Raw genomic sequence first — 14,531 nt, forward strand, 5'->3', positions numbered from 1 at the left:
ATTTGCATTACTGTAATGAGATCTGATTCAAACTTTAATGCGTGAACTGCTGACGAATGCAGCGATTCCCCTCGTCAGATCAAAAGCCCTGACGGGATGGCTTCCTACAATCCGTTCATCATCCGCAGAACAATCAAGGAAGCGAACATGCCCCACGCCAGCCCCGACGCCCTGCAACAACGTTGCCAGCACATTGTGACAAGCCCGGTGTTAACCCCGGAACAGAAACGTCATTTTCTGGCGCTGGAAGCGGAAAACAATCTGCCTTATCCGGCACTTCCTGAGGCGGCTCGTGCCGCGCTGGACAAGGGATTTATCTGCGACATGTTTGAAGGCCACGCGCCCTATAAACCCCGTTATGTTCTGCCGGATTACGCAACGTTTCTGGCTAAAGGTTCAGAATGGCTGGAGCTGGAGGGGGCGAAAGATCTGGATGACGCGCTCTCGCTGTTAACCATTCTCTACCATCATGTGCCGTCAGTAACATCAATGCCGGTCTATCTCGGTCACCTTGATGCCTTACTGCAACCATATGTTAGAATTCTAACACAAGAAGCGATTAATAGCCGAATAAAACGTTTCTGGCGCTATCTCGACAGAACGTTGCCGGACGCCTTTACGCACGTCAACATTGGTCCGGCAGATACCCCCATCACCCGCGCCATTTTGCGTGCCGATGCAGAATTGAAGCAGGCTGCACCGAATCTGACGTTTATTTATGACCCGGACGTGACGCCGGACGATCTCCTGCTTGAGGTGGCAAAAAATATCTGTGAATGCAGCAAACCACATATTTCCCATGGCCCGGTGAATGATAAAATTTTCACAAAAGGCCGCTATGGCATCGTGAGCTGTTACAACTCGCTGCCGCTGGCGGGCGGTGGCAGTACGCTGGTCCGCCTCAATCTGCGGGCGATTGCTGAACACAGCGCGTCACCCGACGATTTCTTCACGCGTATGTTGCCGCACTACTGCCAGCAACAAATGGCCATCATTGATGCCCGCTGCGCGTTTCTCTATCAACAATCCGGCTTCTTTGAGAATAGCTTCCTGGTGAAAGAGGGGCTGATTGATGCCGATCGCTTTGTACCGATGTTTGGCATGTACGGCATGGCAGAGGCGGTGAATACGCTTTGCGAAAAAGCGGGTATCGACGGCCGTTACGGTAAGAGCGAGCAGGCTAACGCGCTGGGCTATCGCATCAGCGAGCAGCTGGCGGCGTTTGTGGAAAACACGCCGGTGAAATACGGCTGGAAACAGCGTGCGATGCTCCATGCACAGTCGGGAATAAGTTCAGATGTCGGTACCACCCCGGGTGCGCGTCTGCCGTACGGCGACGAGCCAGATCCCATCACTCATCTGCTGGCCGTGGCGCCGCATCACCCGCACTACTCCGCCGGGATCAGCGACATTCTGACGCTGGATGAGACGGTAAAACGCAATCCGCAGGCGGTCGTGCAGCTGTGCCTGGGGGCGTTTAAGGCCGGTATGCGGGAATTTACCGCCAACGTTGCCGGTAACGATCTGGTGCGCGTGACCGGCTATATGGTGCGGCTGTCGGATCTGGCACAGTATCGCGAAGCCGGATCGCGCACCAATACCACCTGGCTTGGCGAAGAAGCCGCACGCAATACCCGCATTCTGGATCGTCAGCCGCGCGTGGTCAGCCATGAACAGCAGATGCGCTTTAGTTAGTCAGGTTATCCCCTTCTCCTGCGTGGACGGGCCGGGCAGCCGCCTGGCCCTCTTCCTGCAGGGCTGTAACCTGCGCTGTAAAACCTGCCACAACCCGTGGACCATCGGGCGCTGCAACGACTGCGGCGACTGCGTGCCCCACTGCCCGCACGATGCACTGAACATTCAGGCCGGACGCGTCTGGTGGCAAGAGAATCAGTGCCAGCAGTGCGATACCTGCCTGCATCTGTGCCAGCAGCAGGCAACGCCAATGGCGCAGCGCCTGAGCGTGGAAGAGATCCTCGCGCAGGTCCGTAAAGCCGCCCCTTTTATTGAAGGGGTTACCGTGAGCGGCGGCGAAGCCACCACCCAGTTGCCGTTTTTGATCGCCCTGTTCACGGCGATCAAAACGGATCCCGCCCTGCGCCACCTGACGTGTCTGGTGGACAGCAACGGTCTGCTGGGGGAAACCGGCTGGCAAAGACTGCTGCCGGTACTGGATGGCGCGATGGTGGATCTCAAGGCGTGGGGAAACGAACATCACCGCGTGCTGACCGGACGCGAAAACCCGCAGATTAAGCAAAGCATTCGCTGGCTGGCGCAGCATCAGCGGCTGACGGAACTGCGTTTACTGATGATCCCTGAGCAGTGCGATTATCTGGAGCATCTTAAGCCCCTGACAACATTTATCCTCGGGCTGGGGAATGTGCCGGTACGCATTAACGCGTTTCACGCGCACGGGGTTTACGGCGAGGCGGCGTCATGGCGCAGCGCTACACCGGAGGACATCGAGCCGCTGGCGCTGGCGCTCGAAAAACAGCACATCACGGTGATCCGCCCGGCACTTTACCTATAGCGTGATGCCAAACAGCGCGCGGGTATTTTCCAGCAGCGCATCTGCAATCTCCGTTTCCGGCTCCTCACGCAGTTCACACAGCGTGGTAAACACGCGTGCCGCCTGTTCCGGGCGGTTCGGCTGCCCCTGAAAACCGTTTAACGGCATATCAGGAGCATCCGTTTCCAGTAACAGAGCAGACAGCGGTAACTGTGCCATTACGTCGCGCGTTTTGCTGGCCCGGGGATAGGTAATGGTGCCGCCCACGCCAATCTTATAGCCCAGTTCAATAAAACGCTGCGCCTGCTGCAAGCTACCGGAGAAACCGTGCACTACCCCTTTTCGCGGCAAATCGATGCGTTTCAGGTGCATCGCCAGTTTGTCGTGCGTACGTCGTGAGTGGAGGATCACCGGCAGATCGTGACGCTTTGCCAGCCTGAGCTGGGCATCAAGGATCGTCTGCTGGCGTTCAAACTGCGGATTATCGCGATAGAGATCGAGGCCGATCTCACCCATCGCGACCAGTTTGTTTTCGCGGGTTTGCAGCGCCGCATCCAGTACGTCGAGATGTTCGTCCAGATGGTGTTCTATCACAATAGGATGCAGACCCAGCGCGGCGTACAGCGCATCATGGCGGCGGGCGAGATCAAGCACGCGCTCGAATCTGTCCACTTCGATTGCAGGCACAATCATCGCGTGGATACCCGCCTGAGCGGCGCGCTCAATGCTCTGCGTCTCGTCCCCCGTAAACGGCGGAAAATCAAAGTGACAGTGGGTATCAACAAAGCGGTGCGTCACGCCAGATCCTCGTTATCCAGTAAAGCGTCATTCGCCTGCGGGACATCCACCAACGGCACGGTCAGCGGATCGTTAGCCACAATCGCAGGCGGCGTAATAATGTGTTTGTGCCGATGCAGCGGCGGTTGCTCTGCCAGCATTTTTCCAACCGTCGCCAGGAAGTAGCGTCCGCACAGTCGCCCCGTTTTATAATCTGCACGCAGCGCGGGTACACGGCTGCCGAGCGCCATACTGACCAGCGGTTTCGGCGGATAAATTTCAAAAATACGCAGCTTACCCGGCGGTTTTTCGATAAAGCGTTGCATCGCGCCGTAGGTGGTTTCATGCTGCTTCGCGATATTCACCAGCGGCTGCAGGCTACTGTCGCCCAACCAGCGCTCCATCCGTTTAAACCACTGCGGCGTGTAGTACATTTGCGACGGCACAGTGCGGATCACCACAATGGTTTTTGCCCCCCGCCGGGCCGCTTCCTGCACCGGCACCGCGTCACTGATGCCGCCGTCGAGATAGCTGATGCCGTCCAGCAGCGCGCCGGTCCGATAAAAGCCGGGAATGGCGCTGGAGGCACGGATGATATCCAGCCAGTTCTCTTTTTGCGGAGAGAAATAGCCCGGGGAATAATCATCGCCCCGGCTGGCGCACATCCAGAACGCCTTGCCGCTATCAAACAGGCGTGCGGCGGTATCCATCGCCAGCGGCATCTGGCTGGAGGTGGTTTCCAGCAGCCAGTCGAGATCGATCAGGTTGCCGCCGCGCACAAAGCGCACCGGGTTAAAAAATTCTTTCGCCGTGGTGTAGCGCATAATGACCTTTCGCGCGTAGCCGGGCTGGTTACAGACATAGGCAGACAGGTTCTGCGCCCCGGCAGACGTGCCGAAGTAAAGATCAAACGGGTTGAATTGCGCGCGCATAAATTCATCCAGCACGCCGGCGGTAAAAATGCCGCGCTGCCCGCCCCCCTCGCAAACCAGCGCAAGTTGACCAGCACGAAACGGTTTTAACGTCAGCGGCGCAATATTGCCGAGCGTAACGGGAATTCGTTGCCCCACCTCTGCTTTCCTGTTTTGATTATTTTCTCTCTCCACAGTAACGCACCCGACCAGCAACGCAAATAAGAAAAAGCCAGTCATCACGACTGGCTTTTTTTTGTTTAAGGAATATTGCGTTTGCTACGGACGTCTGCGTCCCGTAAACAGGCTCACCAGGAATAGGATGATACCGACAACGAAGACAATTTTAGCTGCCCAGGCCGCTGTACCCGCCAGTCCGCCAAAGCCCAAAGCGGCGGCAATTAACGCGATAACCAGAAATATAATGCCCCAACGAAACATAAGCCTCTCCTTTACCATAGTTAATGTCGGCCGCTAAATATGAGCGCTCAGGTCACTCACCGGCGTTTTTCCAGAGTCATTTTTATTTCGCCCGCAGGGCTGGCCTGTCGGGCGAATCGTGCAGGTTTACTTCGTTTTCAGATCGTTTTTAACGCTTTTCACACCATCAATCGCTTTCGCAATGGATTCGGCGCGGTCAATTTGCGCCTGAGAATCTACCGTACCGGAAAGCTGAACCACACCGTCGGTGGTTTCCACTTTGACTTTACGCGATGGCACGATGTCGTCAGCTAACAGTTTAGCTTTGATTTCGCTGGTCGTAGCGGCATCGCCTGCATAGCCTTTCACCGACGCGTTTTTGCTGTCACGGACGTGCAGTTTGTCACTTACAGACGCAACGCCTTCAACACCCTTCGCCACTTTTACGGCCTGTTCGGCCTGGGCCTGGCTTTCAACAAAGCCACTCAGGGTGACGACTTTTTGCTCGGTTTTTACGGAAATATCGGTGCTCTTGATAGCTTCATCATCTACCAGCGCGGCTTTCACTTTTGCTGTGATTGAGCTGTCATCCATGAAATTACCGACTTTATTCATAGAGCTATCGATTTTTTCCCCTGCGGTATTAGCGGTGTTTTGCGCTTTATCCATGGTGCTGGATTCCGCCAGAGCGGAGCCGCTTACCAGAACGCTACCCAATGTCACCGCCAGCAGAGTTTTAGAAATCTTCAGTCTTGTCATATTCATCGATGTATTCCTGTGTTTTGCCCGTTATTCGGGCTACATACTTCCTTAGTAGTTTTATATATTGCGAATAGACACACGGGCAAAATGGAGAACCTAAAGTCATGCATTGAACAGTTTATTCATCCACTCCCGGAGCTAAACACTGAGTTAAATATAGATCACTCTCACAGAGGTGCTTTCAGTTTCGGGCAAAAAACGAGCAAAAAGCGCGAAAATGCGATGAATTAAGAACATTCCGCAAGGGACTAATAAGACAGGAAATAAAGAAGAGCACGGCGGCTGCCGTGCTCTGAGAGGGGATTAGTGTTCGCGCGTTTTGCGGAACTGTACGTCAGGATAACGTTCCTGCGTCAGATTCAGGTTAACCATGGTTGGGGCGATATAGGTCAGATTATCACCGCCATCCAGCGCCAGCTGAACTTCGTTCTTACGCTTGAACTCTTCGAATTTCTTCACGTCAGCACATTCAACCCAGCGCGCGGTCGCCACGTTGACCGATTCGTAAATCGCTTCCACGTTGTATTCGCTCTTCAGACGCGCAACCACCACGTCGAACTGCAGCACACCCACCGCACCCACGATCAGATCGTTATTCGCGATTGGACGGAAGACCTGCACAGCACCCTCTTCGGAAAGCTGCACCAGCCCTTTCAGCAGCTGTTTCTGCTTCAGCGGATCTTTCAGGCGAATGCGGCGGAACAGCTCTGGCGCGAAGTTCGGAATCCCGGTGAACTTCATCATTTCGCCCTGCGTGAAGGTATCACCGATCTGGATGGTGCCATGGTTATGCAGACCGATAATGTCACCCGGATACGCTTCTTCCACGTGCGAACGGTCGCCCGCCATGAAGGTCAGCGCGTCGGAGATCACCACATCTTTACCGATACGCACCTGACGCAGCTTCATACCCTTTTCATACTTGCCGGACACCACGCGCATAAAGGCCACGCGGTCGCGGTGTTTCGGGTCCATATTGGCCTGAATTTTAAAGACGAAGCCGGTGAACTTCTCTTCTTTCGCTTCCACTTCACGGGTGTCGGTTTTACGTGGCATCGGCTGCGGCGCCCACTCCACCAGACCGTCGAGCATATGGTCGACGCCGAAGTTACCCAGAGCAGTACCAAAGAAGACCGGGGTAATTTCGCCGCTCAGGAACAGCTCTTTGTCGAACTCATGAGATGCGCCTTTCACCAGCTCCAGCTCGTCACGCAGCTGCGCAGCCAGCTCGTCACCCACCGCGGCGTCCAGATCCGGGTTATCCAGACCTTTCACGATGCGCACTTCCTGAATGGTGTGGCCTTTACCTGTCTGATACAGATAGGTTTCGTCTTTATAAAGGTGGTAAACCCCTTTGAACAATTTACCGCAGCCAATTGGCCAGGTGATGGGCGCACAGGCAATCTTCAGCTCGTTTTCCACTTCATCCATCAGCTCCATCGGATCACGGATGTCACGGTCGAGTTTGTTCATAAAGGTGAGGATTGGCGTATCGCGCAGACGGGTCACTTCCATCAGCTTACGGGTACGGTCTTCTACACCTTTTGCGGCGTCGATCACCATCAGGCAGCAGTCCACCGCCGTCAGCGTACGATAGGTATCTTCGGAGAAGTCTTCGTGGCCCGGGGTGTCCAGCAGGTTCACCAGGCAGTCGTGATACGGGAACTGCATCACGGAGGTGGTAATCGAAATACCACGCTGTTTTTCCATCTCCATCCAGTCAGATTTTGCGTGCTGGCTGGAGCCACGGCCCTTAACGGTACCGGCGGTCTGGATGGCCTGTCCGAACAACAGCACCTTCTCGGTGATGGTGGTTTTACCGGCATCCGGGTGCGAGATAATGGCAAAAGTGCGGCGTTTGGCCACCTCTTGCAGATAAGGAGACAACGTCATAATCAAATCTTCTTATATAAGCGCGACAGCAGGCCGCGCATCATGGAATACGAAAAATGCGGCTATTTTACCCATCAATGGGGGGCAGGCAATCATTGTTTACACAGGAGCTGCTCCAGTTCGTTCAACGACGTTACGGTCCAGGTTGGCTCAATACCTTCTGGCTTCACGCGGCCATGCGCATTCAACCAGACGGTGGACAGACCAGAATTCATGCCGCCCAGAATATCCGACTCCGCGGTATCACCCACCATCAGCACACGGTCGCGATCGGGGTTGCCGGCTTGCGCCAGTGCATAATCAAAAATACGTGGATCCGGCTTCGGCACGCCCACCTCTTCTGAGATCACCAGCGCGTCGAAATGATCGCGCAGGCCCGTGCGCTCAAGGCGAATCTGCTGCAGCGCGGTAAAACCGTTGGTGATGATCCCCAGTTTGACCTTGCCTTTCAGCGAATCAAGCAGGGAAACCGCCCCCGGCAGCGGGGCGCAGATATCGGCCATCGCATTGAGGAATGCCTCGTTTAACGCGCCTGGACTCACATTTAACCGTTCGGCCCAGACATCGAAACGCTGGTGCTGCAGTTGTAACGCGGTGATGGCACCGTTCTGGTAATCCACCCACAGCGGTTTATTCACCGCCTGATAGTCCTGAAAATCTTCAGCGGTGAAGGTCACGCTATAGTTCAAAAACATCCGCTGTAGACCACCGAACGAATCGAACGTAAAGAGCGTTTCGTCGGCGTCAAAGAAAATCCAGTCCCATTTCATCGTTACAACCTTATTTTTCGTTATCCAATCGGCAGAGCCATAATAATGGCGTCTTCACGTCCCTCTGCGGTCGGGTAGTAGTTACGGCGAATTGTCGCCTCGTTAAAGCCTAAGCTTTCGTAGAGCGCGATGGCGGCGACATTTGACGCGCGCACCTCCAGCCACAGGGTGAAAACGTCACGGGTTTCGAGCTCACGAATGAGATGCGTAAGCAGTTCTCTTCCCAGCCCACGGCGCTGAAACGCGGGATCCACCGCGATATTAAACAGCGTCGCCTCATCCAGAACGACCTGGGTTATCGCAAATGCGGCCAGGGTGCCGTCAACGTCCAGGCGGTAATTCAGATACCGTTCGCCCTGATTGCTGGCGAGTGTCTTTTCGCTCCACGGAAATGCATGGGCGCGTGTTTCAATCGCATACGCCGCAGGCAGATCAGGCGTCGTGAGGGAAGAAATCGTGTTCATATTCGCAGATTTGTTGCCATAGCGCGCTTCGCGCTTTTGGGTTGGCTTTCAGCTCTTCCAGCACGGGGGAGCTGATCTGGCTCCCGGAAAGGGATATGTCGTTTGTCTCGCCCATTCGCCAGCAGTTGCAATGGCTGTCAGGAGGAAGCATGGCGATCCTGTCCGGCGTCAGCTGTAAAACCTGGTCGGCCGTCAGCTTCAGGCTGCGAAGGACATCACCAATCAGGGCATCATTCAGGGCAGGCAGTTCTTCCGCCACCATCACCAGACGCACATGCGCAGGGATGGCGATGGCGATTTCACCCTGCAACGCCGTCGGGCGACGCAAGGCCCACTGGGTGATACCCAGCTGCTGCAACTGCCAGTCACGTCGGGATGTCATAGCGAAAACTCCTGTCTCTCAGGCGCGCAAATATAGCAAATGTGTCGAAAGTGCGCCATCTACCTACTATAATCCCCGCCTGAGTTTATTGAGGAACAATTCATGTCTGCATTTACCCCGGCAAGTGAAGTCTTGCTGCGTCACAGTGATGATTTCGAAGAAAGCCGTATTCTGTTTGCCGGAGATATGCAGGATGACCTGCCCGCGCGTTTCGACTGTGCTAAAAGCCGTGCCCACACCCAATACTACCACCACTGGCAGGTGCTGAGCCGCCAGATGGGCGAGCGCGCACGCTTTAGCCTGGTGGCGGAACAGAGTGATGTCGCTGACTGCGACACGCTGATCTACTACTGGCCGAAGAACAAACCGGAAGCGCAGTTCCAGCTGATGAATCTGCTCTCTCTGCTGCCGGTCGGGTGCGATATTTTCGTGGTCGGTGAGAACCGCAGCGGCGTGCGAAGCGCAGAGCAGATGCTGGAAGCGTACGCCCCGCTCAATAAAGTCGACAGCGCCCGTCGCTGCGGCCTGTATCATGGTCGTCTGGAAAACCAGCCTTCCTTTGATGCCGGGACCTACTGGGATGCGTATCAGCTTGATGGCCTGACCATTAAAACCCTGCCGGGCGTTTTCAGCCGTGACGGGCTGGACGTGGGCAGTAAGCTGCTGCTCTCCACGCTGACGCCGCACACCAAAGGCAAAGTGCTGGACGTGGGCTGCGGTGCAGGGGTACTGGCCACGGTGCTGGCAAGCCACTCACCAAAAGTCCGCCTGACGCTCTGTGACGTCAGCGCGCCAGCAGTTGAAGCCAGCCGTGCGACGCTTGCCGCAAACGGCTTCGAAGGGGATGTCTTCGCCAGCAACGTCTTCTCGGACGTTACCGGTCGGTTCGACATGATTATTTCAAATCCGCCGTTCCACGATGGCATCGAAACCAGCCTTGAAGCAGCGCAAACGCTGATCCGTGGCGCTGTACGTCACCTGAACAGCGGGGGTGAACTGAGGATCGTCGCCAACGCGTTTCTGCCGTACCCGAAAGTGCTGGATGAAACCTTCGGCTTCCATGAAGTTATCGCGCAAACGGGCCGTTTTAAGGTCTACCGTACCGTGATGACGCGTCAGGCTAAAAAGTAATCCACGGGTATTGTTTGCCGGAGAAGTGCCATCCCCCTCCGGCCATTTTTGCAGCAATCAAAACAACGCGCGCATTTTTCTATTGACGTAAAGCTCAAAACATCTAGAATGCGCCTCCGTGGTTACGATACTTTTGCAGTATCGATGGTATGCGAAGGTGGCGGAATTGGTAGACGCGCTAGCTTCAGGTGTTAGTGTCCTTACGGACGTGGGGGTTCAAGTCCCCCCCCTCGCACCATAAATCACGTTGATATTGCTCGCACTGGGCGAAGGTGGCGGAATTGGTAGACGCGCTAGCTTCAGGTGTTAGTGTTCTTACGGACGTGGGGGTTCAAGTCCCCCCCCTCGCACCAACGAGGCGATATCAAAAAGTAAGATAACTGTGCGAAGGTGGCGGAATTGGTAGACGCGCTAGCTTCAGGTGTTAGTGTCCTTACGGACGTGGGGGTTCAAGTCCCCCCCCTCGCACCAATTATCTTGTATCCCCTCTGAAGTCCTTCATGTTATTCCCTGTTATTTCAAACTCATCAGTATCACCAGAATTCCACTGACCAGCGCGACGCATGATGGCAACAAAACAAAGTGCCGTAATTGCTTATGCCAGATCATCGCTGAGGTCATCAGCAGCCCTGACACGATGATGGCTTTCCAGAGTTCAATGGAGAGATCGGCAAACATCAGACCGCCGAGGATGGCTCCCGGCAGTAATACCCCCCAACCACTTCCTAACACCCGGTTCAACATGGTTTGCCCTTTCGAATCGATAATGATAACCAATATCATATGACAAGCATTATCATTTGTCAGCACCGATAATTAAAAACCGTGGCCGTTTACCTTTCCCGTAATGACAGGCATTGTTTAAGGTGATAAATTGCCCACCTGTTAACTACTCATAAAGTTTCTCTGATAATTACTCGTTGATTTTTTTTGCTTCCATTATTGCGAAACAACATCCATTTATCTGTTTTAATTAAATTTTAATAAAAACGCACTACTATGACATCACAATCCTGGCGGTCTTTGGTCAACAGCAAATATCAATTATCGTTACGTTTATTTTTATTTTTGAACGCAACCTCAGCGGTGTTCTCGGTAACAAATCCGCTCTATTCTGTTCAGCTGTTATCTTTCCCCCTGCTGGCTATTTTTACGCTCAGCACCGGATTGCTGCTCTGGCACTGGCAAAAGTGTACCCGCAAGATAAATATTCCTGTGGTTTCAGCGATATTCGGTATTTTATGGGCCTGGCAAATCGCCTCAAAATTTTCGTTAATTACGCAGGATCGGGCGACATATTTGATCATGGCGCTATTAACGGTGCTTTTTATCGGTTCGCTGGCATTCGCCATTAATATCAAAGCGTTTACGCTCCACTCATTACCCGCATTTATTGTCTGCCTGTGGTTAAGCCCCTCTGAACACTGGTTGAGAATGATCTACTCTTTCATTCTTCCGGTCTTGGCTATCGGCGTTCACCACGTACTACAAAGACGTAACGATCGCTTCGCTCAGGAGCTCCTCTCCCGGTTACTGGAAGAACGAGAAACCCTGACCGATCTCAGCATGATGGATCCGCTTACCGGCCTGTATAACCGTCGCGGCTTGCAAAGCCGACTGGAGAATCTGCCCGCGGTAGAAAACGGCGAACACTTTGTCCTGCTAATGGATATCGATCACTTCAAGGCCTATAACGACCACTACGGCCATATGATGGGTGACCAGGCGTTAATCCGTGTCTCGGCAGCCATTCGTGATGCCGTACGCTCGCGGGATATTGTGGCGCGGTTTGGCGGGGAAGAGTTTATGGTACTGCTGACGAACATCTCGCTGGAACATGCCCGCCAGACGGCAGAGCGTATCCGTCAGAAAGTGTACGACTTAAAAATCCCCCACATGTTCAATGAGCGCGTCGCGACTAACGTCACCATCAGCATTGGTATTGCCATTTTCGAGAATGAAGACGCAGAAGGCGCGCTGGAAAAAGCAGATAAAGCCCTCTACGAAGCAAAGCATCTTGGGCGGAATAACATTCTGCTCAGCGAAGAACTACAGGCGGTTTAAGCACAGCATTCTCTCTCCAGGACAAAAGTCTTGCCATCGGTATGAGCAATAGTTAGGATTGGCAATCATTATCATTTAGATTTCTATCTATTATGGCCACTCATACCGTACAGACTGTTGAACCCCTCCTCTGGCGAGCCCGTCTCACCACGGGAGACTCTTCGCTTGCGGAAGCCATACGCGAAAAGATAGCGGCAACCCGTGCCCATCTGCTGGACTTTATCAAACTGGATGAGCCGCATCCGCACCACGCCATGACACTGGCACAGTGGCAGCAGCCGGCAAAACGCCAGTCGCTGCTGGCAACCTATTCTGACCATATCTATCGCAATCAACCCACCCTTACGCGGGAAAATAAGCCCCTGCTCTCTCTCTGGGCGCAATGGTATATCGGCCTGATGGCGCCTCCGCTCATGCTGGCATTGCTCACCCAGGAGACCATGCTGGATCTCTCCCCGGAGTATTTTCACGTTGAGTTCCACGAGACGGGGCGTGCGGCCTGCTTCTGGATCGATCTTCACGAAGACCCAACGGCCATGCATCTTTCTGCCACGCAGCGGATGGAGCGGCTCGTGACCCGCGCCCTGATGCCGGTGGTGAATGCTCTGGAAGAGACAGGTGAGATCAACGGGAAGCTTATCTGGAGTAATACCGGCTATTTAATCCACTGGTATTTGACGGAAATGAAGCTCCTGCTCGGTGATGAGAAGGTGGATGCCCTGCGTCAGTCCTTGTTCTTTACGAAACAGCTTGCAGATGGCCGCGATAACCCGTTATTCCGTACCGTAGTGCCGCGTGACGGGCTTCTGGTGCGCCGCACTTGCTGCCAGCGCTATCGCCTGCCGGACGTTCAGCAGTGCGGGGATTGTACGCTGAAGTAGTCAGGACCGGCCTGATGCCCTCATCCTGGCCCTCTCCCACAGGGAGAGGGAACAAACACTAAAAACGGCAACTTATGTTGCCGTTTTGCTTTTACCTAGGCCACCTGCTGATTTTCCGCTTCCGCATTACGCTGCGCTTCTTCCGCTTCCTGCTCCAGCAGTTGCTTCTCGTACACTTTAAAGAACGGGAAGTAGATGATGGCGGAGACACACGCAAGCACCACTACCAGGATGGCCGCGCGGAAATCCCAGCCCAGCGCCCATGCGGCGCCCACAGGCGCGGGTGCTGTCCATGGCACAACAGAGATCACGCGGCTTATCAAATCAAACTTCATTGCCGCCCAGGCCAGCACGGCGTTGACCATCGGTGCCAGCAGGAACGGAATAAAGAACACCGGGTTCATGACGATCGGCGTACCAAAAATGACCGGCTCGTTGATGTTAAAGATGCTCGGCACCACGCTCAGACGCCCGATTGAGCGCAGATGCGCTGAACGGCTGCGCAGGTAGCAGAACACCAGCCCCATTGTCGCCCCCGAGCCCCCAATCACGATAAAGAACGTCCAGAACGCTTCCATAAAGATATGGGGAAGAGGCTGGCTTGCCGCCAGGGCGGTCTGGTTAGCCCCGAGATTGGTCAGCCAGAACATCTGCAGCATCCCGGAGACAATTGCCGCCCCGTGGATCCCTGCGAACCACAGTAAATGACCAATCAACACCGCCAGCAGGATGGCAGGCAGAGAATCCGCAGCGGAAACCAGCGGTTTGAAGATTGACATAATGGCCTGCGGGATCAGCATGCCAAACTGAGACTGAATCAACAAACTCAGCGGATAGAGCGTCAGTACGACCACCAGCACCGGGATCAGCAGATCAAAGGAGTTTTTGATCATCGGAGGAACCTGGTCCGGCAAACGGATACCGATATTGTGCGCTTTGAGGAAACGCATCATCTCAACGCAGTAGATTGCTACCAAAATCGCAGTAAAGATCCCCGTGCCTCCCAGGTTGTCTACGGGCAGCGTGCCTTTGGTCTTAGGTGCAGCCACCAGCAGAAACGCCATCAGCGACAGCATGGCGCACATGAACGGATCTAACTGATGCGATTTCACATAGTGTTTGCCGAGGTTATAGGCAATGGCCGCACAAATATAAATGGACATAATGCCCATCGTCATATCGAACGGCGTCAGGATCTGGCCTTCAAATTGCTTTGCCATGTCCAGCCAGGCGCGCGCGAAGCCCCAGGTAGTGTCTGGCGAAAACGGTGGGTAAGCAAACACTAATAAAAATGAACCGACAATCATGAAGGGCATCGCGGAGATAAACCCGTCGCGGATAGCCATAACATGACGCTGGGAAGAGATCCGCCCGGCAATGGGACTGACGTAATTTTCAACGAAACGGAATATCAGATTAAACGCAGCATGGTTGGCAGACATAGCAGATCTCCTGTCAGACGTTCGATACGGGCGTTTTCACGCCACACGTTGTTCCATAAATCAGCTTCACAACCTTGCTGGCTCGTGTACCAGCGGTACTGCTCAGACGGAATGGTTTCATAATG

15 protein-coding genes and 3 tRNA genes are annotated in these 14,531 nt (G+C 54.3%); 8 read left to right on the forward strand and 10 right to left on the reverse strand.

The features are described from left to right. The first annotated feature begins 147 nt into the window (after window positions 1-147). A complete protein-coding gene (locus APU11_RS06970) occupies window positions 148-1,695 on the forward strand; it encodes a YjjI family glycine radical enzyme (RefSeq protein WP_058651126.1) in 1,548 nt (515 codons plus the stop codon). After that, a complete protein-coding gene (locus APU11_RS06975) occupies window positions 1,670-2,530 on the forward strand; it encodes a YjjW family glycine radical enzyme activase (RefSeq protein ID WP_040020135.1) in 861 nt (286 codons plus the stop codon). The genes APU11_RS06970 and APU11_RS06975 overlap by 26 nt, the downstream gene beginning before the upstream one ends. On the opposite strand, the gene APU11_RS06980 is transcribed toward APU11_RS06975, so the two are convergent. From APU11_RS06980 to APU11_RS07015, 8 genes are all read right to left on the reverse strand, one after another. After that, complete coding sequence (locus APU11_RS06980) at window positions 2,525-3,307, reverse strand: TatD family hydrolase (RefSeq protein WP_023621924.1); 783 nt, start codon at window positions 3,305-3,307, stop codon at window positions 2,525-2,527. The two genes, APU11_RS06975 and APU11_RS06980, sit on opposite strands and share 6 nt — an antisense overlap. Further along, the gene (locus tag APU11_RS06985) at window positions 3,304-4,356 is read right to left on the reverse strand and encodes a patatin family protein (protein WP_040020138.1); all 1,053 of its coding nucleotides are present in this window, start codon (window positions 4,354-4,356) and stop codon (window positions 3,304-3,306) included. Before APU11_RS06985 ends, APU11_RS06980 begins: the two co-directional genes overlap by 4 nt. 120 nt (window positions 4,357-4,476) lie before the next feature. Continuing rightward, the gene (locus APU11_RS06990) at window positions 4,477-4,638 is read right to left on the reverse strand and encodes a DUF1328 domain-containing protein (RefSeq protein ID WP_003856556.1); all 162 of its coding nucleotides are present in this window, start codon (window positions 4,636-4,638) and stop codon (window positions 4,477-4,479) included. 126 nt (window positions 4,639-4,764) lie between these two features. Further along, a complete protein-coding gene (gene osmY, locus APU11_RS06995; RefSeq protein WP_013095484.1) occupies window positions 4,765-5,382 on the reverse strand; it encodes a molecular chaperone OsmY in 618 nt (205 codons plus the stop codon). Between the two features lie 300 nt (window positions 5,383-5,682). Next, on the reverse strand, window positions 5,683-7,272 hold the full coding sequence (gene prfC / locus APU11_RS07000) for a peptide chain release factor 3 (protein WP_023621922.1): 1,590 nt from the start codon (window positions 7,270-7,272) through the stop codon (window positions 5,683-5,685). A 92-nt stretch (window positions 7,273-7,364) separates the two neighbouring features. Beyond that, on the reverse strand, window positions 7,365-8,042 hold the full coding sequence (yjjG, locus tag APU11_RS07005; protein WP_058651127.1) for a pyrimidine 5'-nucleotidase: 678 nt from the start codon (window positions 8,040-8,042) through the stop codon (window positions 7,365-7,367). Between the two features lie 20 nt (window positions 8,043-8,062). Next, window positions 8,063-8,506 carry a ribosomal protein S18-alanine N-acetyltransferase gene (gene rimI, locus APU11_RS07010; RefSeq protein WP_013095481.1) on the reverse strand — a complete coding sequence of 148 codons (444 nt, stop codon included), beginning with the start codon at window positions 8,504-8,506 and terminating at the stop codon, window positions 8,063-8,065. Beyond that, the gene (locus APU11_RS07015; protein WP_058651128.1) at window positions 8,475-8,888 is read right to left on the reverse strand and encodes a DNA polymerase III subunit psi; all 414 of its coding nucleotides are present in this window, start codon (window positions 8,886-8,888) and stop codon (window positions 8,475-8,477) included. The genes rimI and APU11_RS07015 overlap by 32 nt, the downstream gene beginning before the upstream one ends. A 102-nt stretch (window positions 8,889-8,990) precedes the next feature. On the opposite strand from APU11_RS07015, the gene rsmC reads away from it, so the two are divergent. From rsmC to APU11_RS07035, 4 genes are all read left to right on the forward strand, one after another. Next, a complete protein-coding gene (rsmC, locus tag APU11_RS07020) occupies window positions 8,991-10,019 on the forward strand; it encodes a 16S rRNA (guanine(1207)-N(2))-methyltransferase RsmC (protein WP_058651129.1) in 1,029 nt (342 codons plus the stop codon). A gap of 151 nt (window positions 10,020-10,170) precedes the next feature. Further along, a tRNA-Leu gene (locus tag APU11_RS07025) sits at window positions 10,171-10,257 on the forward strand. A 28-nt stretch (window positions 10,258-10,285) separates the two neighbouring features. Continuing rightward, a tRNA-Leu gene (locus APU11_RS07030) sits at window positions 10,286-10,372 on the forward strand. A gap of 31 nt (window positions 10,373-10,403) precedes the next feature. Next, window positions 10,404-10,490, forward strand: a tRNA-Leu gene (locus APU11_RS07035). Between the two features lie 42 nt (window positions 10,491-10,532). Here APU11_RS07035 and APU11_RS07040 read toward each other — a convergent pair. Then, the gene (locus tag APU11_RS07040; protein WP_028028099.1) at window positions 10,533-10,802 is read right to left on the reverse strand and encodes a DUF1435 domain-containing protein; all 270 of its coding nucleotides are present in this window, start codon (window positions 10,800-10,802) and stop codon (window positions 10,533-10,535) included. 216 nt (window positions 10,803-11,018) lie between these two features. Between APU11_RS07040 and APU11_RS07045 the strand changes: the two genes are divergently transcribed. Together APU11_RS07045 and fhuF are read left to right on the forward strand one after the other, a co-directional pair. Then, window positions 11,019-12,083 carry a GGDEF domain-containing protein gene (locus APU11_RS07045; RefSeq protein ID WP_058651130.1) on the forward strand — a complete coding sequence of 355 codons (1,065 nt, stop codon included), beginning with the start codon at window positions 11,019-11,021 and terminating at the stop codon, window positions 12,081-12,083. Between the two features lie 92 nt (window positions 12,084-12,175). Beyond that, window positions 12,176-12,964: a siderophore-iron reductase FhuF gene (fhuF, locus tag APU11_RS07050; RefSeq protein ID WP_058651131.1), complete on the forward strand. Its 789-nt coding sequence runs from the start codon at window positions 12,176-12,178 to the stop codon at window positions 12,962-12,964. Between the two features lie 95 nt (window positions 12,965-13,059). On the opposite strand, the gene APU11_RS07055 is transcribed toward fhuF, so the two are convergent. Further along, window positions 13,060-14,406 carry a PTS sugar transporter subunit IIC gene (locus APU11_RS07055; RefSeq protein WP_058651132.1) on the reverse strand — a complete coding sequence of 449 codons (1,347 nt, stop codon included), beginning with the start codon at window positions 14,404-14,406 and terminating at the stop codon, window positions 13,060-13,062. Window positions 14,407-14,531 lie beyond the last annotated feature (125 nt).

The organism is Enterobacter sp. 50793107 (genome assembly GCF_001463365.1).
Classification (GTDB): Bacteria; Pseudomonadota; Gammaproteobacteria; order Enterobacterales; family Enterobacteriaceae; genus Enterobacter; species Enterobacter cloacae.

Excerpts from the sequence above, each read along its gene's own strand:
- APU11_RS06970 (WP_058651126.1), top strand. The coding sequence starts at position 148 with ATGCCCCACGCCAGCCCCGACGCCCTGCAACAACGTTGCCAGCACATT.
- APU11_RS06975 (WP_040020135.1), top strand. The coding sequence starts at position 1,670 with ATGAACAGCAGATGCGCTTTAGTTAGTCAGGTTATCCCCTTCTCCTGC.
- APU11_RS06990 (WP_003856556.1), bottom strand. The coding sequence starts at position 4,638 with ATGTTTCGTTGGGGCATTATATTTCTGGTTATCGCGTTAATTGCCGCC.
- osmY (WP_013095484.1), bottom strand. The coding sequence starts at position 5,382 with ATGAATATGACAAGACTGAAGATTTCTAAAACTCTGCTGGCGGTGACA.
- prfC (WP_023621922.1), bottom strand. The coding sequence starts at position 7,272 with ATGACGTTGTCTCCTTATCTGCAAGAGGTGGCCAAACGCCGCACTTTT.
- yjjG (WP_058651127.1), bottom strand. The coding sequence starts at position 8,042 with ATGAAATGGGACTGGATTTTCTTTGACGCCGACGAAACGCTCTTTACG.
- rimI (WP_013095481.1), bottom strand. The coding sequence starts at position 8,506 with ATGAACACGATTTCTTCCCTCACGACGCCTGATCTGCCTGCGGCGTAT.
- APU11_RS07015 (WP_058651128.1), bottom strand. The coding sequence starts at position 8,888 with ATGACATCCCGACGTGACTGGCAGTTGCAGCAGCTGGGTATCACCCAG.
- rsmC (WP_058651129.1), top strand. The coding sequence starts at position 8,991 with ATGTCTGCATTTACCCCGGCAAGTGAAGTCTTGCTGCGTCACAGTGAT.
- APU11_RS07040 (WP_028028099.1), bottom strand. The coding sequence starts at position 10,802 with ATGATATTGGTTATCATTATCGATTCGAAAGGGCAAACCATGTTGAAC.
- APU11_RS07045 (WP_058651130.1), top strand. The coding sequence starts at position 11,019 with ATGACATCACAATCCTGGCGGTCTTTGGTCAACAGCAAATATCAATTA.
- fhuF (WP_058651131.1), top strand. The coding sequence starts at position 12,176 with ATGGCCACTCATACCGTACAGACTGTTGAACCCCTCCTCTGGCGAGCC.
- APU11_RS07055 (WP_058651132.1), bottom strand. The coding sequence starts at position 14,406 with ATGTCTGCCAACCATGCTGCGTTTAATCTGATATTCCGTTTCGTTGAA.